At 64.4% G+C, this 21,384-nt stretch carries 18 protein-coding genes; 7 read left to right on the top strand and 11 right to left on the bottom strand.

Translation table 11 applies throughout. The features are described 5' to 3' along the window. Positions 1-64 precede the first annotated feature (64 nt). From M1P90_RS16235 to M1P90_RS16205, 7 genes are all read right to left on the bottom strand, one after another. A complete protein-coding gene (locus M1P90_RS16235; RefSeq protein WP_483704029.1) occupies positions 65-1,414 on the bottom strand; it encodes a S41 family peptidase in 1,350 nt (449 codons plus the stop codon). A 61-nt stretch (positions 1,415-1,475) separates the two neighbouring features. Further along, on the bottom strand, positions 1,476-2,306 hold the full coding sequence (locus M1P90_RS16230) for an RsmE family RNA methyltransferase (protein WP_483704027.1): 831 nt from the start codon (positions 2,304-2,306) through the stop codon (positions 1,476-1,478). A 35-nt stretch (positions 2,307-2,341) separates the two neighbouring features. Beyond that, positions 2,342-3,289, bottom strand: coding sequence for a hypothetical protein (locus M1P90_RS16225; RefSeq protein ID WP_483704025.1), 948 nt, complete (start codon positions 3,287-3,289; stop codon positions 2,342-2,344). Further along, positions 3,286-4,254, bottom strand: a complete 969-nt coding sequence (locus M1P90_RS16220; protein WP_483704023.1) for a 50S ribosomal protein L11 methyltransferase — start codon at positions 4,252-4,254, stop codon at positions 3,286-3,288. Before M1P90_RS16220 ends, M1P90_RS16225 begins: the two co-directional genes overlap by 4 nt. A 148-nt stretch (positions 4,255-4,402) precedes the next feature. Next, positions 4,403-5,824, bottom strand: a complete 1,422-nt coding sequence (gene cysS, locus M1P90_RS16215) for a cysteine--tRNA ligase (protein ID WP_483704021.1) — start codon at positions 5,822-5,824, stop codon at positions 4,403-4,405. A gap of 90 nt (positions 5,825-5,914) precedes the next feature. After that, positions 5,915-6,682 carry a serine O-acetyltransferase EpsC gene (epsC, locus tag M1P90_RS16210; protein ID WP_483704019.1) on the bottom strand — a complete coding sequence of 256 codons (768 nt, stop codon included), beginning with the start codon at positions 6,680-6,682 and terminating at the stop codon, positions 5,915-5,917. A 168-nt stretch (positions 6,683-6,850) separates the two neighbouring features. Beyond that, the gene (locus tag M1P90_RS16205; protein ID WP_483704017.1) at positions 6,851-7,216 is read right to left on the bottom strand and encodes an FmdB family zinc ribbon protein; all 366 of its coding nucleotides are present in this window, start codon (positions 7,214-7,216) and stop codon (positions 6,851-6,853) included. Positions 7,217-7,485: 269 nt separating this feature from the next. Between M1P90_RS16205 and M1P90_RS16200 the strand changes: the two genes are divergently transcribed. Then, on the top strand, positions 7,486-8,367 hold the full coding sequence (locus M1P90_RS16200; protein ID WP_483704015.1) for a metallophosphoesterase: 882 nt from the start codon (positions 7,486-7,488) through the stop codon (positions 8,365-8,367). 77 nt (positions 8,368-8,444) lie between these two features. Continuing rightward, positions 8,445-10,673 carry an antitoxin AF2212-like protein gene (locus M1P90_RS16195; protein ID WP_483704013.1) on the top strand — a complete coding sequence of 743 codons (2,229 nt, stop codon included), beginning with the start codon at positions 8,445-8,447 and terminating at the stop codon, positions 10,671-10,673. A 412-nt stretch (positions 10,674-11,085) separates the two neighbouring features. Here the strand turns inward: M1P90_RS16195 and serC are convergent, their stop codons facing one another. The 4 genes from serC to M1P90_RS16175 form a co-directional block, all read right to left on the bottom strand. Next, on the bottom strand, positions 11,086-12,168 hold the full coding sequence (serC, locus tag M1P90_RS16190; protein WP_483704011.1) for a 3-phosphoserine/phosphohydroxythreonine transaminase: 1,083 nt from the start codon (positions 12,166-12,168) through the stop codon (positions 11,086-11,088). A gap of 301 nt (positions 12,169-12,469) precedes the next feature. Then, positions 12,470-13,417, bottom strand: a complete 948-nt coding sequence (locus M1P90_RS16185) for an ABC transporter permease (RefSeq protein ID WP_483704009.1) — start codon at positions 13,415-13,417, stop codon at positions 12,470-12,472. An 84-nt stretch (positions 13,418-13,501) separates the two neighbouring features. Further along, a complete protein-coding gene (locus M1P90_RS16180) occupies positions 13,502-14,443 on the bottom strand; it encodes an ABC transporter permease (protein ID WP_483704007.1) in 942 nt (313 codons plus the stop codon). 62 nt (positions 14,444-14,505) lie between these two features. Then, entirely contained in the window at positions 14,506-16,233 is a 1,728-nt protein-coding gene (locus M1P90_RS16175; protein ID WP_483704005.1) for a peptide ABC transporter substrate-binding protein, read from the bottom strand. 230 nt (positions 16,234-16,463) lie between these two features. Between M1P90_RS16175 and cofE the strand changes: the two genes are divergently transcribed. The 5 genes from cofE (at position 16,464) to cofC (ending at position 21,292) form a co-directional block, all read left to right on the top strand. After that, positions 16,464-17,219, top strand: coding sequence for a coenzyme F420-0:L-glutamate ligase (gene cofE, locus M1P90_RS16170; RefSeq protein WP_483704003.1), 756 nt, complete (start codon positions 16,464-16,466; stop codon positions 17,217-17,219). Continuing rightward, positions 17,216-17,920, top strand: a complete 705-nt coding sequence (locus tag M1P90_RS16165; protein ID WP_483704001.1) for a nitroreductase family protein — start codon at positions 17,216-17,218, stop codon at positions 17,918-17,920. The genes cofE and M1P90_RS16165 overlap by 4 nt, the downstream gene beginning before the upstream one ends. A gap of 25 nt (positions 17,921-17,945) precedes the next feature. Further along, entirely contained in the window at positions 17,946-19,118 is a 1,173-nt protein-coding gene (locus M1P90_RS16160; RefSeq protein ID WP_483703999.1) for a GNAT family N-acetyltransferase, read from the top strand. Between the two features lie 551 nt (positions 19,119-19,669). Continuing rightward, entirely contained in the window at positions 19,670-20,605 is a 936-nt protein-coding gene (gene cofD / locus M1P90_RS16155; RefSeq protein ID WP_483703997.1) for a 2-phospho-L-lactate transferase, read from the top strand. Positions 20,606-20,644: 39 nt separating this feature from the next. Further along, positions 20,645-21,292 (top strand): 2-phospho-L-lactate guanylyltransferase, encoded by a 648-nt coding sequence (cofC, locus tag M1P90_RS16150; protein ID WP_483703995.1) that lies wholly within the window; start codon positions 20,645-20,647, stop codon positions 21,290-21,292. Positions 21,293-21,384: the final 92 nt, after the last annotated feature.

Genomic DNA, 21,384 nt, shown 5'->3' with positions numbered 1-21,384 from the left:
GAACTTCCGCTTTTGAATAACCAAACCCTATTCCCCACTCCCTAATCCCTGCGCTGAAAGCGCACTAGGGCTTCGGCGTGGGCGTGACGGGCGGCGGCGCCTGGCCGGTACTCAGCAGCGTGATCGCGCTGGCGAGCTGCGAGTCGGCGCAGGTGCTGGCGCCCTCGGCGGGCTTGCGGTCGCTCACGCAGGGCGCGGCGTCGGCCGGTGTTTCGCTATAAGGCACAAGATACTGTGGCGTGATGCCAATGCCATGAATTTCGTTCTTGTTGGGCGTGAGCCAGTGCGCAATGGTGATGCGCGCATTGCCGCCGTCGCTGAGCGTGTGAATGTTCTGCACCGAGCCTTTGCCGAAGGTTGTTTCGCCCATCAGGACGGTGTTGGGGCGGCGGTCGCGCAGCGCGCCGGCCACAATTTCGCTGGCGCTGGCCGAGCCAGTATTCACCAGCACCACGAGTGGCACGTCGAAGGCGCGCGTGGCGTTTGCGCTTCCGCTTGTGCGCAGTTCCAGCAAATCCTGGCCATTTTTATCTTCATACAGCGCAACGCCATCGTAAAAGTGGCCTAGCACGTCCTGGGCATTTTGCAGGAAGCCGCCCGGGTTGTTGCGCAGATCGAGGATGATGCCGCGTGGCTGTTTGGGCAGCAGCTCGCGCAGCGCGGCGTCGAACTCGGCGGTAGTGTTAGTTTTGAACTCGTTGATGTGAATGTAGGCGAGGTTTTGCGGTAAGAGCTGGCTGTCGACGCTGGGCACCACAATGTCGGCGCGGGTGAGCGTGACGTCGAACGGCGCGTTCTGGCTGCGCCGGATGCCAAGCCTGACGGTTGTGCCGGCGTCGCCGCGCAGCAGGGCGGTGACCTTCACGGCAGACTGGTTGACATCCAGTCCGGCGATCAGCGGCTCGATTGCGGTGCCATCGACGCTGACGATTTCGTCGTCCTGCTTCAGGCCAGCCTGCGCGGCGGGCGCGTTCACAAATGGCTTGTAGAGAAAAGCTTTGCCGTCGGTGATGCGCAGGTAGGTGCCAATGCCGCCAAGCTTGCCCTGCATGTGATCCTGCGTTTGCGCGGCCAGATCGGGCTCCTGGTAGACCGTGTAGCGGTCGCCCAGCGAATCGAGCATGCCGCGAATCGCGCCCTGAATCATTTTGGTGCGGTCGAGCGGGGCACGGTGATAGAACTCGCCTTCGACAAGGTTCCAGGTTTCCCAGAAGACATTGAACTGCGTGCGCAGCTCGGCGGGCGTGCTTTGGTTGGCGGCGCGGCCCGGCCCGAACAAGGCGGCAAAATCGCCGTCGTAGGGGATGCGCCCGCCGAGGAGGATGGCGCTGAACCAGCCGGCCAGAAAGCCGCCGCACAGCAGAATACCGGCGAAAATACCGCGCTGGATGATCAACAATGTGTGTGTGCGCATTCGCAGCCCCGGTGCTAGCGACACCAAGGGCTGTGGCGCGTGCCGGGGCCAGGTGTCGGCGTTATTCGAGATCGCCCATGTCGTAGAGGATGGCCGACGTAGCGGCCAGCGGCGCGGTTTCGGCGCGCAGTGTGCGCGGCCCGAGCGTCACGGGTATCATACCATACCGGCTGGCGGCTTCGAATTCCTGCTGGCTGAAACCGCCTTCTGGCCCGCTGAACAGCGCAACCGAGAAAGGCTGCGCGGGCGGAGTGGCGGGCACGCCATCGGCGGCGCGGCCAACCGTGGTGTGGAGAACATGGCGCAGGGACGGCACACCCGCGCCTTCCCAGAGCAGCAGAGCGGTGCCGCGCTTGGTGGCCTGGTCGCAGGCGGGCGGGAACAACACAGCCGGCGCGAGACGCGGGAGCTTGCCACGCCGCGATTGCTCGGCGGCCTCGCGAATAATGCGCCGCCAGCGCTCCTGCTTGTGCTCGCTCAGGGCGTCGGCGTCGGCGATAGTGCTGCGCTCGCAGATCAGGGGAACAAAGGCCGAAACGCCCAGCTCGGTTCCCTTCTGAAGCACCCACTCGAAGCGCTCGGGGCGCATCAGTGCGGCGTAAAGCGTGATTTTAGTGCGCGGCTCGCCGCCGGCCAGTTCCTTGCGCTCGACGGTGCCAGCCACGCGCCCGCGCTCAATCGCGCTAAGCAGCACCGTGAACTGCCAGCCGCTGTTGTCGAGCAGCACCACGCGCTCGCCGGGGCGCAGCCGCAGCACGGTGCCAAGCTGGTGGGCCAGCTCCGTGTCGTCGATCTCGACCTCGCGGCCCGGCAGCGCGCCGGTTTCGACAAAGAAGCGGTAGGTATTACTGCTGATCGTTTGGCGCTGTGGGGCGCGCGAACGTTTTGGCATGCTGGTCCACTTTGCTGGCGGCTGGGCCGGGCGGGTTATTTGCGTTTTTTCTTGTTGGCTTTGCGCGACGACGCCGCCATTTTGCGCTTGTTTTTGCGGGCGGCGCTCGGGTTCTGCTTGGGCGCAGCGGCGGCAGGTTTCGCTTCGGGTTCGGGCCGCCAGGCTGGCGGCAGCATGGCGCGCATTTCGGCTTTTTTCGCATCCCAGCGCCGCCGCGAGCGATGCACCAGCGGGTCGTGCTTGTCGACGGGCTGGCCGAGCTCCTTGAGCGCGGTTCCCCAGTCGCCAGATAGCGTTTCGTCGATCAGGTCGCGCTCAAAGGCGTGGCGAATAACCGGCAGTGCCTCAACCGCCTTGAGCTCAAGCAGGTCGCCCATGATCATGCCATTGAGCTCAGGATAGTCGCCCTTCTGCTGGGCGAGCGTATCGCTTATGATCTGCACAACGTCGCCACGCAGCTCGGGGTGGTGTTCGACAAACTTTGGCAGCATATCCGATGCATTGGCGCGGCCATATATCCAGCGCGTTGGGTCTTGAATATAGGCGCGCAAGGGCGCGAGCGCAGCCGCGCCAATAGCCACGAGAACCGCGCTCAGGCGCTCGCCGAAGATGTCGGTATCGACATCGAACAGCGGCACCAGCTCGTCCACGTGCGCGCTGGCGTCGAGCTTGGCGAGCGCGTCGAGCGCGTGTACTGGCGCCCACACCTCGGTGCTGTCGCTCTGGCCGGTGTTGAGCGCGCGGTCGCGGGCCATGCGCACCAGATCGGGCACGTGTTCCTGCGTGATTTCCAACCCAGCCAGCTTGTCGCCGCTGCCCTCACGCGGGTCGCCCAGCTTCAGCAGCTGGTCGAGCGGCGCGGGATAAGGCGCGTCGGTGCTGGCGAGGGCAGCGCGAACGTGCGCGGCCACCGGGTCGTGCAGGTCGCTGCCGTCGCCGCCCCAGCCATACGCTTCGTTGAGATCGTTTGGCGTCTCTGTCATGCTTCTTTCCCATACACCAGCGCCACCCAGTCGCCGTCCTGCTGGCGCTGGCGCGCTGCCAGGCCCGCTGCGGCGAATGCGGCCGCCACTTCGGCCTCGCGCTCGGCGATGATGCCCGAGGCAATCAGCGTGCCGCCAGGCAGCAGCGCGCCGGCCATGTCGGGCGCGAGCGCGGCCAGCACGCGCGCAATGATGTTGGCGACGATCACGTCGAACAGCGGCTGATCGGCGGGCGTAGCAGGGATGGCGGTCGCTTCGGTGGCATTCGGGTAGAGCCAGTGGCCCATCTGCACGCCCGCGCCCAGGCTGCCTTCGGCGGCGCGCACGAGTGCCGCCACCTCGTTGCGATCCACATTTTCCTGCGTGGCCGTCACGGCAATCGGGTCGGTGTCGAGCGCAAGCACCTGCGCGCCCAGGCGCGCGGCGGCAATGGCGAGAATGCCCGAGCCGCAGCCCAGGTCGAGCACCTGCATGTCAGATTTGACATAATCCTCGACAAAGCCGACGCAAAGCTGGGTGGTGGGATGCAGGCCGGTGCCGAAAGCCATGCCCGGGTCGAGCTTCAGCACAATATCGCCGTCCTGCGGCTCGTACTCCAGCCACGAGGGCACGATTACGGTGCGTCGGCCAATGCGCTGGACTTTGTAGTGCTGCTTCCAGGCGTTAGCCCAGTCTTCTTCTTCCAGCGAGCGCACCGTCAGCGGGCCAACTGCGCGCATCTGCCCGAAATGCCAGAGCGCCTGCTCAACGCGCTGGCGGGTTTCTTCGGCCTGCGCGTCGAGCGGGATGTAGGTGCGCATCGTCACCGGGCGGCTGGTGTCGAAGGTGTAGTCCGGCCCGTCCGCGCCCGTAATGATCGGCTGGTCGATGACGACGCCGCCGTTGTAGCCATAGTGCGCGAGCAGCTCGCTGATCGACTCGACCGCTTCGGGCTCGACGTCGACGGAAAGTTCTAGCCAGGTCATAGCATTTACGATTTACGATTTTGGATTTACGAGCTTTGTTTCAGCGTACATCCAAAATCGTAAACCGGTCCAATCACTTTCTACGTAGCGATGTACGAGGCGGCAAATGCCTTATCAATCGTAAATCGCAAATCCAAAATCGTAAATATTATTTGGTTTTCCACCGTGTGCCTTGCGGGCCGTCCTCAAGCGTGATGTCGAGGTCGCTCAGGCGCGTGCGCACCATGTCGGCCAGGGCGAACTGCTTGGCTTTGCGCAATTCGGCGCGCAGCTCGATCAGCAGCTCGATGAAGGGCGCGGCTTCTTGCGCGCTGGCCGTGGGCGCGGCAATCGACAGGCCGAGCACGCCGGTCAGCTCGCGCAGGGTGGCCTGTGCCTCGGCAAAGGGCGTGCCGCCCACACCCGCATCGCGGGCAGTGTTGATTGCGCGCACCAGCTCGAACAGCGCGGCCAGCGCGCCCGAGGTGTTGAAGTCGTCGTCCATCGACTCGGTGAAGCGGTCGCGGGCGCTGCTGGCGATGCCGTTCAGCTGCTCGGCCAGCGGGCCGCTGCTGGTGCTGCCGTGCGCTGGCTCGAACGCGCCGCGCAGACGCGCCAGCTTGCGCTCCTGGTCGGCCACGATCTCGCTGCCATACAGCAGCGGGCTGCGGTAGTAGCTCGAAAGCACAATCAGGCGCAGCACGTCGGCGTCGTGCTCGCTCAGGAACTGGCGGATCGTCACGACATTGCCGAGCGACTTCGACATTTTTTCGATCTTGATGCTGCCATCTTCGGCGCGCGTGTGGATCTGGAGCATGCCGTTATGCACCCAGAAGCGCGCAAAGGGGTGGCCGGTCAGGCTTTCGGTTTGGGCGATCTCGTTTTCGTGGTGCGGAAACACCAGGTCGTTGCCGCCGCCGTGGATGTCGATCTGCTCGCCCAGATGCTTGAGGTTCATGGCCGAGCACTCGATGTGCCAGCCGGGGCGGCCTTCGCTCCACGGGCTGGGCCAGGAAGGCTCGCCGGGCTTGGCGGCTTTCCACAGCGCAAAGTCGGCCGGGTGCTTCTTGCGCTCATCGACCTCGAAGCGTGTGCCCGAAAGCATGTCTTGCAGGTTGCGGCCCGAAAGCTTGCCGTAGTCGGGATCGGATGGCACGCTGAAGTAAACATCGCCGCCGGCCTCGTAGGCGTGGTCGCTTTCGATCAGGCCGGCAATAAAGCGAATGATTTCGCCCATGGTTTCGGTGGCACGCGGATACTCCTGCGCGGGCTGGACATTCAGCGCCTTCAGGTCATCCATGAACTCGGTCACATACGACTCGGCCAGCTCTTTCGGGTCGCGGCCAAGCTGGTTGGCGCGGTTGATGATTTTGTCGTCCACGTCGGTGAAGTTGACGACATGGCGCACCTCGAAGGTGCGATATTCGAGGTAGCGGCGGATGATGTCGAACACCAGCGCCGACATGGCGTGGCCGATGTGGGCCTGATCGTAGACGGTGACGCCGCAGACATACATTTTCACCACGCCCGGCTCGATGGTTTCGAGCGGCTCTTTGCTGCGGCTCAGGGTGTTATACATGCTGATGGTCATGTGCTCGGTCCTTCAAATATTTCGGCGGCACCGGCGCGCGCCGGCTTACCCGATCAAACGCGCGGGCCGGCTGGTTTTCGGGCAGCGGTGCTAGATGCCTGCGCCCAGCGTGAACTCGTCGTCGGCGGGGCCGTTCTCGCCCAGGGTGGCCCAGAGGCCGGCAGGCAGCGCATCGAAGGCCAGGTGGTGCTCCATGTGGTGCTGGTTGTTCGCGACCTCGACCTCGGTCATGCGCTCTTCCAGCTCCAGCACTTTCATGCGCAGGCCGCGCAGCATCTGGCCCTCGGGGTCGGGCAGATCCTCGACGCGCCGCGCCGCGCCGGTGTGCGGGTCGCGCGTGGCGACAATGCGCGCCGGCACGCCCACGGCAGTGGAGTGCGGCGGAACATCTTTCACCACCACTGCGCCGCCGCCAATGCGCGAGCCTTCGCCCAGCGTAATCGCGCCCAGCACAATCGCGCCCACGCCCACGGTGACGTTATTTTCCAGCGAGGGGTGGCGCTTGCCGCGCTGCTTGCCGGTGCCGCCAAGCGTGACGCCCTGGTAGAGCGTGACGTTGTCGCCGATCTCGCAGGTTTCGCCCACCACCACGCCCATGCCGTGGTCGATAAAGAAGCCCTTGCCGACGGTCGCGCCGGGGTGAATTTCAATGCCGGTGAAAAAGCGCCCGATCTGCGAGATCAGGCGGGGGAGGAAGGGAACGCGCCGCAGCCAGAGCGCGTGGGCCACGCGGTGCAGGGTGATCGCATGCAGGCCGGGATACAGCAGCACCTCGGCAATATTCCGCGCGGCCGGGTCGTTCCGAAAAATCGCCTGCACATCGGCGCGCAGGGCCTGCAGTTGCTCGGAGAAAGACATGGAAAAACCTCCCGTGACAGTCGGTGCCGGTACGTGCAAAGGGTGGTACAGCGATCAGGGACGCCATCGGGATGATGACGCCCCTAACGACAGACGCAGACCACCGCCTTGCCCCCGCGGCGCCGAGGTGGCAGGGAGGTTTGAGCGGCGAAGAGGTGAGTTGAGCGCTTATGCTTTGGCAGGTGTTGTGTCACTGCTGCTCTTGGTTTCGCTTGCCGGCGCGGGCTTGGCGGCCGCGCCATTCGCTGAGCTGTCGGTCTTGGTGTCGGCTTTTGTGTCGGCTTTGGTATCGGCCTTGGTGTCGCTTTTGGTTTCCGATTTGGCGGAATCGTCGGCTGCGACGCTGGCACTGCTCGACTTCCGGCTGTCGGTAATATACCAGCCCGAACCCTTGAACACAATGCCCACCGGCTGAAACACGCGCCGAATCGGCCCCGCGCACGATGGGCATGTTCGCAGTGGGTCATCTTTGAACGACTGCACTTGCTCGAACTGTGCCCCGCATGAATCGCAGGCGTAGACGTAGGTAGGCATACCCTTGAGATCCTCCTGAAACCTGGTGTTGTAAACCTTGCGCTATTTTACACGATCCGGGTGCGCGAATCAAACCGCCGCGAGTTGGAGTTTTGTTAGAGATCGGTCAGCTTTTGGATCACTGATCTTTATGTTTGGATCACATTTCGTGTGTACAATCAGCGTGGTACATACCAAGTGGCCGGGGGTGCGCATGCCCCGTCGTTGCATGCGCTGCATCCGCTCTTGCTGACGGCCGCGTTTCGGCACGGCAAGGAGAACCGAGCGCTATGACACTTTCTGCACCGCTGTATATCATGGGCGATATTCACGGCCAGTTTGAAAAGCTGACCACGTTGCTACGCGACGCCCGGCTGGTGGACGATGAGCTGAGCTGGATGGGCGGCGCGGCGCGGCTGTGGTTTATTGGCGATTTCTTCGACCGTGGGCCGGGCGCGATTGAGACGGTAGACATGGTGATGCGCCTGCAGGCCGAAGCCGCCGACGCGGGCGGGCAGGTCGAGGCGCTGCTGGGCAACCACGAGCCGCTGATCCTGGCGGCCAAGCGCTTTGGCGAAACGCGAACCGCGCGCAGCGGCACCTTTTTGTGGTCGTGGCGGCGCAACGGCGGCGACGACAACGACCTGGCGCGGCTGACCTCCAGGCATATCGAGTGGCTTAGCAGCCTGCCCGCCATGGCAGTAGTCGATGAGTACCTGCTGATTCACGCCGATTCCTCCTTCTACACCAGCTACGGCGCAACCATCGACCAGGTGAATCGCGCGCTGCGCACCCTGCTGCACACCGACGACCCACCCGCCTGGGATCACCTGCTCGACCAGTTTAGCGGGCGCAAAGAGTTCCTTGACGACGACCCCGACGGCCCGCTGCGCGCCGCGCAGATGCTGCTCGATTTTGGCGGGCAGCAGATCATCCACGGCCACACGCCGATCAGCTCGGTGCGGCGCTGCCTGCCAGAAGAAGTGCTTGGGCCGATGATTTATGCAAATGGCGTCTGCGTCAATGTTGATGGTGGGATGTACCTCGACGGCCCTGGATTCCTCTATCGCCCCGCCGACGGCTGGGTGCTGCACGGCCCGCCCCCACCGGCTGAGCCGCTCGAGGCGCTCGACGACATGGTGGTGAGCGCCGAAGACGAGCCGCTGGCTTGACGCACTTGGTATACTGAGCGCAACCCCACCGCGTATCCATTCGAGCGCCCTGGCGCTCGCCAGAGCGTCATCGTTCAATGGCTGCTGATTCCCACGAGCCGGCCGGCGCGCCTGGCGCGTTTGATGCGATCTACGAAGACGGCGTGCTCAAGCCGCTGGCCCCGCTGAGCCTGGAGCCAGGCGCGCATGTGCGCGTGCAGCTGGTGCCGAATGGCGCTGAGGCTGCGGCAGGATCTGTTCCTCTCCCCACTCCCCGCCCACTTGATCAGCCGCTGGTCGCGGGCGTATTATCCGCCTTTACCCGCCAGGATGCCCTGCTGCTCGTGTTTGGCCTGGCCGTTTACGCCCTCACCCGCTTCGTTGGCATTGCTCGCTTCCCAATCTACTTCTTCTCCGACGAAGCCGTAAACCCGCTGCTGGCCCAGCAACTGCTGCGCAACGGCCTGCGCGACGCGACTGGCACCTGGCTGCCGCCCTACTTCAAAAACGACGACCGCTGGACGCTGAGCCTGAGCGTGTATGCGCAGCTGATCGGCGTGGCGCTGTTCGGCAAATCGGTGCTGGTGACGCGCGGAATCTCGGCGCTGATCAGCATGCTCTGCCCGCTGGCGGTGGCGCTGGCGCTCAAGCTGGTGTTCAAGGCGCGCACGTGGTGGCTGGGCGCGCTGGTGGTGGCCGCGCTGCCGGCCTGGTTTCTCCATGCGCGCACTGGCTTCGAAACGGTGCTGGCGGTGTCGTTCTTTGCGTGCTTTTTGTGCGCCTACCTGCTGTATCGCTGCGTCTCGCCGGGCTGGCTGCCGCTGGCGCTCCTGTGTGGCGCGGCAACCTTCTATAGCTATGCCAACGGCCAGGGCATGATGCTGGCGGTCGGCATTCTGCTGCTCCTTTCCGACCTGCGCTACCATTTTCGGCAAAGCTGGCGCACGCTTGTCACGGCGGCGCTGCTGGTGCTGCTGCTGGCCACGCCATATCTGCGCTTTCGTTTGCTGCACCCCGAGGCAGTCGCCTATCACCTGCAAACCCTCGATTCCTACTGGCTGAAACCATTTCCGCTCAGCCAGAAGCTGCTGCTGCTCGGCCAAACATATCTTCAGGGAATCAGCCCGCTGTACTGGTTCCTGCCGAACACCACCGACCTGGTGCGCCACCAGATGAAGGGCATAGGCCACCTTTCGGTGCTGGCGCTGCCGTTTGTGCTGATCGGGTTGATTGTGTGCCTGCGGCGCTGGCGTGGGCCGGAATACCGCGCGGTGCTGGCCGCACTGCTGGCCGCGCCCTTTTCGGCCTCGCTGGTGGCGATTCTCATTCCGCGCGTGCTGTTTATGATTGTGCCGGCGGCGCTGCTGATCGGGCTGGGCTTCGAGCAGATTTCGGTGTGGCTGCGCGCGCCGCGCCGGCAGCGCTGGTTTGCGCTTGGCAGTGGCGCGGCGCTGTGCGTGCTGTGCGCGGTGATGCTGCGCGCGGCGCTGGCCGACGGGCCGACGTGGTACCCCGACTATGGGCTGTATGGCATGCAGTATGGTGCCGAGCAGGCGTTTGGCGCGATTACGAATGAGCTGGCGGTGAATCCAGACATGCACATCGTTATTTCGCCCAACTGGGCCAACAACACCACCGCACTCATGAACTTCTTTGTGCCCGAGGTGCTGCGCCCGCGCCTGGCCCTGCGCGACATCAACTACTACCTGGCGAAGCGGCGCGAACTCGACCCGAATGCGCTGTATGTCTGGCCGCCGAACGAGCAAAAGCAGGCCGTGGAAAGCGGTAAATTCGTGTTCGAGCCGCAGCAGGTGCTGCCCTACCCCGACGGCACGCCGGGCTTTTATTTCGAGCGCATGCGCTACAGCGACCGGGCCGACGATATTTTTACCGCTGAGGCAGCCGCCCGCCTGACGCTGCAAGAGCAGACGATTGAGCTGGATGGCCAGCAGGTGAATGTGCGCTTTTCTGCCATTGACATTGGGCAGATTGCCGACCTGTTCGATGGCCGCGCCCAAACGCTGATACGCGGGCGCGAGGCCAACCCGCTGATTGTCGAGCTGCGCTTCCCCGCGCCGCGCCAGCTTAGCGGCTTTACGCTGCGCACCGCCAACATGCACCTGGGCCTGAAAGTGGTGGCGACTGGCCCGAATGCTGCGCCGCCCAAAACCTATACTGAGACTTACCCCACCATCACTGATGATACGGTGACGGAGTTCCGCTTCCCTGATGGCGCGCAGACTGTGAGCCAGCTGCGGCTGGAGTTTAGCGAATTGCAGCCCACCGAAGATGTGCATATTCACCTGCGCGAGCTGACGCTGCGCTAGGGGTACAAGCACTGCCGAAGGCCAATTTATTGAGCTACCGAGTTTCGTTTCTCGCTCTGCGCCCTCAGTGCTCTGGAAAGAAAGTTCTTTTCTACAACAGGCAAGCTTCCAGGAAGCTTATCTGGTTATCAGATTGAAGCAAAACTGGCTTGAGCTTCCTGGAAGCTGAGTACAGGGAAATTTATTTTCCAGAATACTCAGCGCTCTCTGTGGCTCATTCTTGGGTACCACTTGCCATTTTCAGCAAGGTCGAAGTTTCTGCTCGCGCCCAGGCGATTGCGCGGGCGCGTAAGGCCGGCATGGCCCGCGAGGGCTGTGGCGCAGGGTCATTGTAAAACGATTATCACTAGCCACAAAGGCACGAAGAGCCTTCTCTCCGTGCCTTCGTGTCTTCGTGGTTTCGATTGGCGCGCTAGCCGTTCTTGCGCGCAAACTCGCCCATGAACGCGGCCAGCGCCTGGCAGCCTTCGGGCGTCATGGCATTGTAGATTGAGGCGCGAATGCCGCCCACCGAGCGGTGGCCCGCCAGCCCGACCATATTCGCCGCAACCGACTCGGCCACGAACTGCTTCTCCAGCGCCTCGCTGGGCAGGCGGAAAGTGACGTTCATGCGTGAGCGGTCGGCGGGGGCGGCGTGGCCACGGTAGAAGCCATTGCTGCCGTCAATCGCCCCGTAGATGAGCGCGGCCTTCTGCTCATTGCGCGCGGCCATGCCTTCCACGCCGCCATTCTCTTCGATCCACTCCAGCACGAGGTTCAGCATATACACGCCAAACACCGGCGGCGTGTTGTAGAGCGAATTGTTCTTGGCGTGCGTGCTGTAGCGCAGCATCGTCGGCGGGGTTTTCGCGGCCGTGTCGAGCCAGCTTTGCCGGATGAGCACCACCGTCACGCCCGAGGGGCCGAGGTTCTTTTGCGCGCCCGCGTAGATCAGCGCGAATTTGCTGGCGTCGATCGGGCGCGACAGGATGTCGCTGCTCATGTCGGCCACCAGCGGGCGCGCGCCAAGGTCGGGGAAGCTCGGGAACTGCACGCCCTGGATCGTCTCGTTCGAGGTGATGTGCACATAGGCCGCGTCGTCGCTGAGCGTGATTTCGTCGGCGCGCGGGTTGCGCGAGTAGTTGCTGTCTTTGGTGCTGGCGGCGATGTTGGCGCGGCCAAACTTGCTGGCTTCTTCCTGCGCCTTTTCGCCCCACGCGCCAGTGACGATGTAGTCGGCTGCGCCGCCGGGCGGCAGGAAGTTCATGGGCAGCATGGCGAACTGCGTGCTCGCGCCGCCCTGCACAAACAGCACCCGGTAGTCGTCGCCCACGCCAATCAGCCGCTTGAAGGCGGCTTCGGCGCCGCTGTTGATCGCTTCAAATTCCCTGGAGCGGTGGCTCATTTCCATGATCGACATGCCGCGCCCCTGGTAGTCGAGCAGCTCGGCGCGGGCGCGCTCAAGCACGGGCTGCGGCAAAATGGCCGGGCCGGCGTTGAAGTTAAAAACAGACATCGGCAGAACCTCCTGGTAGAGCGCGACACAGCGGCCGCGCGGATGCGCGATTGCAGCGCCCGCGAGTATAGCACATCCCTGGCGTGTTTCTAGCGCAGCTTTTCGAAATACCAGAACCATGTCAACGTTGGAATGGGAACGTGATCTATCCACAGATTACGCAGATTACACAGATATGGGAGCTATAATCTGCGCAATCTGTGTAATCTGTGGATGAATGATGGCATGGCTCTGGCGAAAATGGATTCTGGTTGCTGAATGATGACGACCACAGATGGCCGACCACCTGCGCGAAAGCGCGCTAGCGCCCGTCGGGGTCGAATGCCTGGCGCAGGCCGTCGCCAAGAAAGGAGAATGCCAGCACCAGCAGCGCCAGCGTGGCAGCGGGGGCCAGCACCAGCAGGGCATTTTGCGAAATCTGCGGCGTGGCTTCGACGATCATCTTGCCGATGCTGGTGGCGGGCGACTGAATGCCGAGCCCAAGCAGACTGAGCGTCGCTTCGCCCACAATCGCGCTCACGACATCGAGCGTGGCGGCGGTGATGACCAGACCAGCGACATTCGGCAGCAGATGGTAGCGCAGAACGCCCAGCTCGCTCTGGCCCATGGCGCGCGCCGCCAGCACGAAATCGCGCTCGCGCAGGCTGAGCGTCTGGCCGCGCACATAGCGCGCCATCAGCGGCCAGCTCACCAGGCTGATCGAGGCGGCCACCAGCACCAGCCGCGCCGTGCCACCGTAGTGGTCGGTCACCCACTGGCCGAACACAGCCGCCACCAGAATGGCAAGCAGCAGGCCGGGAAAGGCGAACAGCAGGTCGGCCAGGCGCGAAATCACCAGATCGACCCAGCCGCCGAAGTAGCCGGCCAGCAGGCCAAGTATGCCGCCAACGGTGATGTTGATTGCTTCAACCACGCCCGCCACCAGCAGCGACACACGCAGGCCGGCCATCAGGCGCGCCAGCGTGTCGTGGCCCAGGCGGTCGGTGCCGAGTGGGTGCGCCAGCGAGGGCGCGGCGTTGATATGGCCGAAGTCGGTGAGCGCCGGGGAGATTGGGTAGAGGAGTGGGCCGAGCAGCGCGGTTGCAACCAGCAGAATGACGACAATCAGGCTGGCGAAGCCGGTGCGGCTGCGCCGCAGCCGCCGCCAGAAGCTTTGCGGGCGGCGCATGTCGGCCAGGCCGGGCAGTTCCCACCAGCGCGGGGCGCGCCTGCGCTTGCTGGTATGTGGTTGCGGCCGGGTCGCACGCATCAGCGCGCCTGGTGTGCGCCGGTTCCGGCAACAATTACGGCGAACGTCATCATGTCACAAACCCCTTTGTCTCGCTGCGCCCGCTTAGCCTTCGGAAAGCTGAATGCGCGGATCGAACACGTGGTACAGCATGTCGCTGAGCAGGTTCATTACGACCACGGCGATGCCAAGAATGATGGTAGTGCCCTGGATCACCGGGTAGTCGCGCCGACCGACCGCTTCGACGGCGATGCGGCCCATGCCCGGGATGTTGAACAGCACTTCGACCACAAACGCGCCAGTGACCAGAAAGGCCGCCGCTGGCCCAACGAATGTGATGAGCGGGAGCACGGCGTTACGCAGCACATGGCGGTTGAACACCAGAAAGGCGGGCAACCCCTTGGCGCGTGCGGTGCGCACATAATCTTCGCGCAGCACCTCCAGCATCGAAGCGCGCGTGAGCTGGATGATATAGCCGACGTTCGCGGCGGCCAGCACCAGCACGGGCAGAACGACGTGTTCGGGCCGGCCCCAGCCCGCCTGCGGCAGGTTTGGCAGCCCGGCGCGGTAGGCTGCCAGGTTGATCGACCAGATCACCGGGATGAGCACAAAGCTCGGCACCGAGTAGAGCACCAGCGCCGCACCAACGATGCCCCGGTCGGCCAGGGTGTGCTGCCGCAGCGCCGCCAGCATGCCCAGCGGCACGCCCACAACAATGCTCAAGATCAGCGCCAGCCCGCCCACCATCAGCGAGATGCCCACGCCCTGGCGCAGCAGCGCGCTCACGGGCCGGCCTTCGTACTGGAACGACAGGCCGAAATCGCCGCGCAGCAGGCCCATGACATAGTTGCCATACTGCGCCAGCAGTGGCTGATCAAGGCCGTACAGGTGCTCCAGGCGCGCATAGGTGGCCGGGTCGCGGCGCGCGCCCATCAGCACCAGAATTGGGTCGCCGGGCGCGAGATGGCCGATCAGAAACGTCAGAAACGTCAGGCTGAACAGCACAAACACAAGGCTTACCGCGCGGCGGGCAAAAAAACGAACCATAACAGTGTGCACCTGCGAACGGGAAGGCTGCGCCGCACACGCGCCTTCCTACCCACAAGCGGCTACTTCAATTTAAGCTGCGACCAGTCGGGCACGATCAGGCCCTGCGGCGTGAGCACCATGCCCTCGACGCGCGGGCGCACCAGGATGTTGAGCTTGGGGTAGAACAGCGGAATCCAGGCGACTTTGTCGATCGCGATCTGCTCGGCCTGGTTGTAGAGCTGGAGCCGCTGCTCGATCTGTGCGCGGTCGCCCATGGTGTCGGCTTCTTCGGTCAGCTGGTCGAACTGCGGGTCGGAGAAGTGGCCGTTGTTGTTTGGGTTGCCGGTGTGGAGCAGCTGCGACAGGAAATTCTGCGGGTCGGGGTAGTCGGCCCCCCAGACGCTGTAGTAGAACTGCAAGCCCTCGGTTGGCGTGTAGTAGGTGGTGTCGAGGTTCTTGCTGAAGGTGGCCAGCTCAAACGACTGGAGCTTGACCTTCAGGCCCAGGTTTTGCTCCCACATGCTTTGCAGCGCCTGCACCACGGTTTCGTTGTCGCCTTCCTGGCCATAGGCGAGCGTAATTTCAGGGAAGCCCTGTCCGTTGGCGAAGCCGGCGGTCGCAAGCGCAGCCTTGGCATCGTCGGGGCTGTAGGCCAGCGGCTTGATCGGCAGTTGCGTGCCAACCAAACCCGTGGGCAGGATGCGGTCGGCCGGCACAACGCTGCCGACAAGCACCTGGTTGGCGAGTGTGGCTTTGTCGGTGGCCAGCGCAAAGGCGCGGCGCACGTCGGGGTTGTCGAAGGGCGGCTTTTCGGTGTTAAAGCCAATGTAGCGGGTGGTGAGCTGCGCGGCCGATTTGAAATCGGGCAGGCTCTGAACGTCGGGGATGTGCGCGGCTGGCACCGGGTTCTGCCCGCTGCCCTGAATATCAAGCTCGCCGGTCTGGTAGAGCTGGTAGGCCGTCTCGCTGTCTTTGGTGAAGGGCATCAGAATCTTCGGGACGCCGGGCGTGCCCTGCCAGTAGTTCGGGTTTGCTGCCAGCTCAATCGACTGGCCGCGCTTCCATTCCTTCACCATGTATGGGCCAGTGCCATAGGTTTGGTCAGGCCAGTTTGCGCCGCTTTCCACCAGCTTTTGCTGCACCACAAACGTGTCGGAGTAGGTTAGCAGCGCCAGGAAGTATGCGATCGGCGCATCGAGCGTGATCTCAAGCGTTTTGTCGTCAATCGCCTTGATGCCGCTGGCGGTTTCGGCCTTGCCGTCGATCACATTCTGCGCGCCAACAATATGCCCGAAGTGCGCCGACGCGCCAAACGCGCCAATTTCGGGCGAAAGCGCGCGGTTGAACGAGTAGACAAAGTCGTTCGCGGTGACGGGCGAGCCGTCGCCGAATTTCAGGCCCTCGCGGATGGTGAAGGTGTAGATTTTGCCTTCGCCGCTCACCGACCACTTCTCAGCGCCGTCGGGCACCACTTCGAGGTTTTGGTCGAGCCGCACCAGGCCGGCGTAAATGAGCGAAATAACGGTGTTGTTGGGCGCATCGCCGGGCTTGGCCGGGTCGAGCGTGGTCAGGTCGCTCAGGCCCTCGACCGGCCAGCGCAGGGTGTCGGCTGGGGCGTTGCCGGCTGGCTCGCTGGCCACGGTTGGCACGCTCGACATGTCGGCAGTTGGCAGGGCATCTGATGCGGCGGTGGGCTGCGCGCCGGCCGCCGTGGGCTGCTCGGTTGCGCCGCCCTGGCCGCAGGCTGCCATGAGCAGCGCAGCCAGCACAATAAGAACCCCAAAGGCTGGGAACATCCGCGCGCGCATACACAAGCCTTTCTGCGACCGCCGGTCGCCCGATTCTGGTTTGGCGCTGACGTCAATTGGTGGTGAGGTGCGCAAGGGAGTGTAAAGCCATAGGCATGGGCTTGTCAAGGCGTGGGGCTCCGCCTTTTGGCCGATTTCGCGGCCCGCGCTGTGGTGCGCGCCCACTCGCCCGGCGCTGCGTGGTACAATACGCGCTCGGAACATTGCCCAGGAGAAAGTCTCATAATCGTATGCCCTCAGAGATTCGGATCATCCCGGTGCGCGGCATAGGCGAAGTGCGCCCCGGCGACGATGTCGCGGCGCTTGTTCTCGCGGCGCTGGCGCACGAACAGCAGCCCCTGGCCGACCACGACGTGCTGGTTGTTACCCAAAAAATCATCTCCAAAGCCGAAGATCGCATTGTCGACCCGCAGGACGTTGAGCCTTCGCACATGGCGCGCATGGCCGCCGCGCAGGGCCATAAAGACGCGAACTACTACGAGGTGGTGCTGCGCGAAAGCCGCCGCATCGTCAAGATGGATCGCGGCGTGCTGGTGACGGAAACGCACCACGGCCTGATCTGCGCCAACTCGGGCGTCGATGAATCGAATGTGGCGGGCGGGCGCACCGTGACGCTCTTGCCGGTCGATTCGGATGCGTCGGCGCGGGCCTTGCGCGCGGCTATTCGCGAGCGCGCCGGCGTGGACGTGGCGGTGATCATTTCCGACACGTTTGGCCGGCCCTGGCGCGAAGGACAGGTGAATGTGGCGATCGGCGTGGCCGGCATCGCGCCGCTGGCCGATTACGCCAACCAGCCCGACGCCTATGGCTATGTGATGCACGCCAGCAACATCGCCGTCGCCGACGAGCTGGCCTCGGCGGCTGAGCTGGTGATGGGCAAAGTCGACGCGGTGCCGGTGGCGATTGTGCGCGGCTACCCGTATGTGCCGGCCGAAGCCAGCGCGCAGCAGCTCATCCGCGCGCCCGAAAAGGATCTCTTTCGATGATGGCCGACGACCAACAACTGACGATCGACGACCGACGACCGATGTCAGGCGACCCTTCGTCCTCGGTCGTTCGTCTTTCGTCGGATGGGCGTACAGACCTGACTTTGCAGGAAATCATTCGCGGTCGCCGCTCAGTGCGCCAGTACCAGGAACGCCCGGTGCCGCGCGAGCTGCTTGAGCAGGTGCTGGAAGCTGCCCGCTGGGCGCCTTCGCCGCACGGCCGCCAGCCCTGGCGCTTTGCGGTGCTGACGCAGCCCGCGCCCAAGCAGCGCCTAGCCGATTCGATGGGCGCGGAATGGCGGCGGCAGCTGGCGATGGACGGGCAGGACGCGGCGGTGATCGAGCTGCGGCGGCGCAAGTCGCACGAGCGCATTCTGCGCGCGCCAGCTATCATTATTCCCTGCCTGTATCTGGCTGACCTCGACAAATACCCCGACGCCGAGCGCGACGCCGCCGAGACGACCATGGCCGTGCAGAGCCTGGGCTGCGCCGTGCAGAACATGCTGCTCATGGCCTATGGCCTGGGCCTCGACGGCGGCTGGATGTGCGCGCCGCTGTTCTGCCCCGACGTGGTCGCGGCGGCGCTTGGGCTTGCGCCCGGCCTCACGCCGCACGCGCTGATCACGCTGGGCTACGCCGCCGCCGACCCGGTGCGCCGGCCGCGCCGCCCGCTCGACGAGCTGATTGTGCATTTTGAGTAGGTGGCTGGCCGCACAAGGAGAAAGCATGAACCATCACGATGGGCTTGAGTTTGGCCCGATCCGCGAGGACGAAGTCGAGACGACCAACGCCCTGCTTGAGCAGGCGCTGACCTTCCCGATTGGCGATATGGGCCAGTGGCTCGCCACGCTCGGCCACGAGAACGTGCGCGTGGTGCGCAGGAATGGCCGCGTGGTCGCGGGCATGGGCATTATTCCCATGGGCCACTATTTTGGCGGGCGCAGCGTGCCGGCTGGCGGCATCACGGCTGTGGGCGTCGCGCCCGACCAGCGCGGCAGCGGCGTGGGCCTGTTTATGCTCCAGCAGTCGCTGATCGAGCAGCAGCGCCAGGGCGCGCCAATCACCACGCTCTACCCGGCCACCACCAACTTCTATCGCCGCTCGGGCTTTGAGCGCGCCGCCCACCGCATTATCTACGAGGTGCCGCTCAGCGGGGTTGGCGTGCGCGACTACACACTCGACGCCGCGCCGGCCGCGCCCGAAGAATACGCGCTGATCAAGCAGATCTACGCCCAGAAGGCCGCGCAGTCGTCGGCGCTGATCGACCGGCCGGCGTTTTACTGGGACAACTTCCTCGAACCGAAGACCAAACGCTCGTACAAGTTCATTGTGCGGCGCGACGGCGTGCCCGAGGGCTACGTGGTCTTTATGCACGCCAGCTTTGGCGAACATTTGCAGGTGCGCGACTACGTGGCGCTCACACCGGCCGCCGGTCGCCGCATTCTGACGCTGCTGGCCGACCATCGCTCGATGCTGGAGACCATGCGCATCCCCGGCGGCGCAAACGATGGCCTGCTGTTCCTGATGCCCGAGCAGCGCCACAAGACGCACTGGTCGCTCGACCTGATGCTGCGCGTGCTCGACGTGGCGGGCGCGCTGACGGCGCGCGGCTATTCGCCCGGCGTGCAGGCCGAACTGCACCTCGACGTGGACGATGCCCTGCTGCCGAATAATCGCGGGCACTTCGTGCTGCGCGTGGCCGATGGGCGTGGAACCGTGGAAAAAGGCGGCAGCGGCACGCTCAAGCTCGACGCGCGGGCGCTGGCGGCCCTCTACACCGGCTACCTGACATCGCACGAACTGGTGGCGGCAGGTATGCTCCAAGCACCACCCGAGGCGCTGGCCGCCGCCGGGCTGGTATTCGCCGGCCCGCGCCCGTGGCTGCCTGATATGTTCTAGCGACGAAGGACGAAGGACGAAGGACGAATATCAAGTATAGCGTCCTGAGTGCGGCGCAGCCGCGTATCGAAGGGCGCGTGGCAAGATGAATAACGGCCGACGAAGGCACGATTTCACCGCGTCAGGGCATGATGTTTTTAAGTTGAATGTTGGCAGGTCACGGGTTGCAGGTTTGAAGGTTGAAGGTTACGGGTTCCGTGGTTCTGCGGTTCTTGGTTCTTGGTTCTTGGTTCTTGGTTCTTGGTTCTGTGGTTGCAGGTTGCAGGTTTGAAGGTTGCAGGTTACGGGTTCCGTGGTTCTGCGGTTCTTGGTTCTTGGTTCTCGGTTCCGTGGTTCTGCGGTTGCAGGTTGCAGGTTTGAATGTTGGCAGGTTGCATGTTGCCGGTTCTCGGTTCCGTGGTTCTTGGTTCTCGGTTCCGTGGTTCTGCGGTTGCAGGTTGCAGGTTTGAATGTTGGCAGGTTGCATGTTGCCGGTTCTCGGTTCCGTGGTTCTTGGTTCTCGGTTCCGTGGTTCTTGGTTCTTGGTTCTCCCAACGAACGAGGAGTTTTTCATGATCGTGACGCTTGCGGGCGGCGTGGGCGCGGCCCGATTTCTTGAAGGCGTGGTGCAGGTGGTGCCGCCCGAGCAGGTGACGGCAATCGTCAATACGGGCGACGACATTACGCTGCACGGCCTGTATATCTCGCCCGACGTCGATATTGTGACCTACACGCTGGCCGGGATTGTCGAGCCGGTGAACGGCTGGGGCATCGCCGGCGACAGCACCAACACCCTGGGCATGCTCAAGCAGCTTGGCGTTGACACATGGTTTCTGCTGGGCGACCGCGACCTGGGCGTGCACATCCGCCGCACCGAGCTAATGCGCGCCGGGCGCACGCTGGCTGAGATTTCGGATGAATTTCGGCGCGCGCTGGGCGTGGCCACGCAGGTCATCCCGATGTGCAACGAGCCAGTCAGCACGCATATCGACACCGACGCGGGCCTGATGCACTTCGAACACTTTCTGGTGCAGCGGCGCGCGCAGGATGCCGTGCGTGGCGTGCAGTTCGTTGGCGCAGATGTAGCGCAGCCCGCGCCGGGCGTGCTGGAAGCCATCCGCGACGCCGAGGCGATTCTGATCGCACCAAGCAACCCGATCGTCAGCGTCGGCACAATTCTGGCGGTGCCGGGTGTGCGCGCCGCAATCGAGGCAAGCGCCGCGCCGGTGGTGGCCGTCAGCCCGATTGTGGGCGGCGCAGCAATCAAGGGGCCGGCCGCACCCATGCTCACCGCGCTGGGCTACGAAGTCTCGGCGCGTGGCGTGGCGCAGTGCTACGCTGGCCTGATCGACGCGCTTGTGATTGATCAGGTCGACGCGGCGCTGGCCGACGATATTCGCGCAATGGGCATCGAGGTGGTGGTGACGGATACGATCATGCGTGGGCCGGCCGAGAAGCGCGCGCTGGCGCAGGCTGCCCTCGACGCGGCGCGCCAGGTCGCGGCTTAAGCGGGCGCGCTGGCCTCCGGTTCTGAACGATAGGCACCCATGCTCGCTGCAATTGTTCCGGTGAAAACGCTCCCGCAGGCCAAAGGTCGGTTGGCGCGTGTTCTGCACCCCGCCGAGCGCCGCGCGCTGGTGCAAACCATGCTTGGCGATGTGCTTCATGCCCTGCTGGCGACCAGCGGCATCGCCCGCGTGGGCGTGATCAGCGCCGACGCCGATGTGCTGGCGCAGGCGCGCGCGCTTGGCGCGGAGCCATTGCGCGACCAGGCCGCCGACCTGAATGCCGCGCTGGCGCAGGCCGCCCGCTACTACGCTGCCGAGGGCGCGCAGGGCGTGCTGGTGCTGCCAGCCGACGTTCCGCTGGCCACGCCTGCCGCGCTGGAGCAACTAATTTCGGCAGCGCCAGAGCAGGGCGCGGTGATTGTGCCTTCGCGCGATGGCGGCACGAATGCGCTGCTGGTGCGGCCGCCGCTGGCGCTGCCGTTCCGCTTTGGGCCGGGCAGCCTCGCGCAGCACGCGCGCGCCGCGCAGGAGCGTGGCCTGCCGTTCGTCGTGGCCGACATCGCTGGCGTGAATCTTGATGTCGATCATGCTGACGACCTGCTGCTGCTGGCCGAGCGCGAAGGCGCAACCGCCACGCAGCGCCTGCTGCGCGAACTGAGCGTCACCGAGCGCGTGATGTGTGTGTGAACGACGACCGACGACCGACCACGGGAAGATTCACCACAGAGGCAATGAGGGTTGAATGTTCGCAGGTTTGAAGGTTATAGGTTGCCGAGGGA

Source organism: Kouleothrix sp. 19917 (assembly GCF_057073505.1).
The sequence above is the reverse complement of the archived record's forward strand: the minus strand, read 5'-3'. Positions and strand labels throughout refer to the sequence as shown.

What these genes read in the sequence shown, in the direction of transcription:
- M1P90_RS16205 (WP_483704017.1), bottom strand. Translation starts at nt 7,216, where the DNA reads ATGCCTACCTACGTCTACGCCTGCGATTCATGCGGGGCACAGTTCGAG.
- M1P90_RS16195 (WP_483704013.1), top strand. Translation starts at nt 8,445, where the DNA reads ATGGCTGCTGATTCCCACGAGCCGGCCGGCGCGCCTGGCGCGTTTGAT.
- M1P90_RS16180 (WP_483704007.1), bottom strand. Translation starts at nt 14,443, where the DNA reads ATGGTTCGTTTTTTTGCCCGCCGCGCGGTAAGCCTTGTGTTTGTGCTG.
- M1P90_RS16165 (WP_483704001.1), top strand. Translation starts at nt 17,216, where the DNA reads ATGATGGCCGACGACCAACAACTGACGATCGACGACCGACGACCGATG.
- M1P90_RS16175 (WP_483704005.1), bottom strand. Translation starts at nt 16,233, where the DNA reads ATGCGCGCGCGGATGTTCCCAGCCTTTGGGGTTCTTATTGTGCTGGCT.
- M1P90_RS16220 (WP_483704023.1), bottom strand. Translation starts at nt 4,254, where the DNA reads ATGACCTGGCTAGAACTTTCCGTCGACGTCGAGCCCGAAGCGGTCGAG.
- M1P90_RS16200 (WP_483704015.1), top strand. Translation starts at nt 7,486, where the DNA reads ATGACACTTTCTGCACCGCTGTATATCATGGGCGATATTCACGGCCAG.
- serC (WP_483704011.1), bottom strand. Translation starts at nt 12,168, where the DNA reads ATGTCTGTTTTTAACTTCAACGCCGGCCCGGCCATTTTGCCGCAGCCC.
- cysS (WP_483704021.1), bottom strand. Translation starts at nt 5,824, where the DNA reads ATGACCATCAGCATGTATAACACCCTGAGCCGCAGCAAAGAGCCGCTC.
- epsC (WP_483704019.1), bottom strand. Translation starts at nt 6,682, where the DNA reads ATGTCTTTCTCCGAGCAACTGCAGGCCCTGCGCGCCGATGTGCAGGCG.
- M1P90_RS16235 (WP_483704029.1), bottom strand. Translation starts at nt 1,414, where the DNA reads ATGCGCACACACACATTGTTGATCATCCAGCGCGGTATTTTCGCCGGT.
- cofE (WP_483704003.1), top strand. Translation starts at nt 16,464, where the DNA reads ATGCCCTCAGAGATTCGGATCATCCCGGTGCGCGGCATAGGCGAAGTG.
- cofC (WP_483703995.1), top strand. Translation starts at nt 20,645, where the DNA reads ATGCTCGCTGCAATTGTTCCGGTGAAAACGCTCCCGCAGGCCAAAGGT.
- M1P90_RS16185 (WP_483704009.1), bottom strand. Translation starts at nt 13,417, where the DNA reads ATGCGTGCGACCCGGCCGCAACCACATACCAGCAAGCGCAGGCGCGCC.
- M1P90_RS16230 (WP_483704027.1), bottom strand. Translation starts at nt 2,306, where the DNA reads ATGCCAAAACGTTCGCGCGCCCCACAGCGCCAAACGATCAGCAGTAAT.
- M1P90_RS16225 (WP_483704025.1), bottom strand. Translation starts at nt 3,289, where the DNA reads ATGACAGAGACGCCAAACGATCTCAACGAAGCGTATGGCTGGGGCGGC.
- M1P90_RS16160 (WP_483703999.1), top strand. Translation starts at nt 17,946, where the DNA reads ATGAACCATCACGATGGGCTTGAGTTTGGCCCGATCCGCGAGGACGAA.
- cofD (WP_483703997.1), top strand. Translation starts at nt 19,670, where the DNA reads ATGATCGTGACGCTTGCGGGCGGCGTGGGCGCGGCCCGATTTCTTGAA.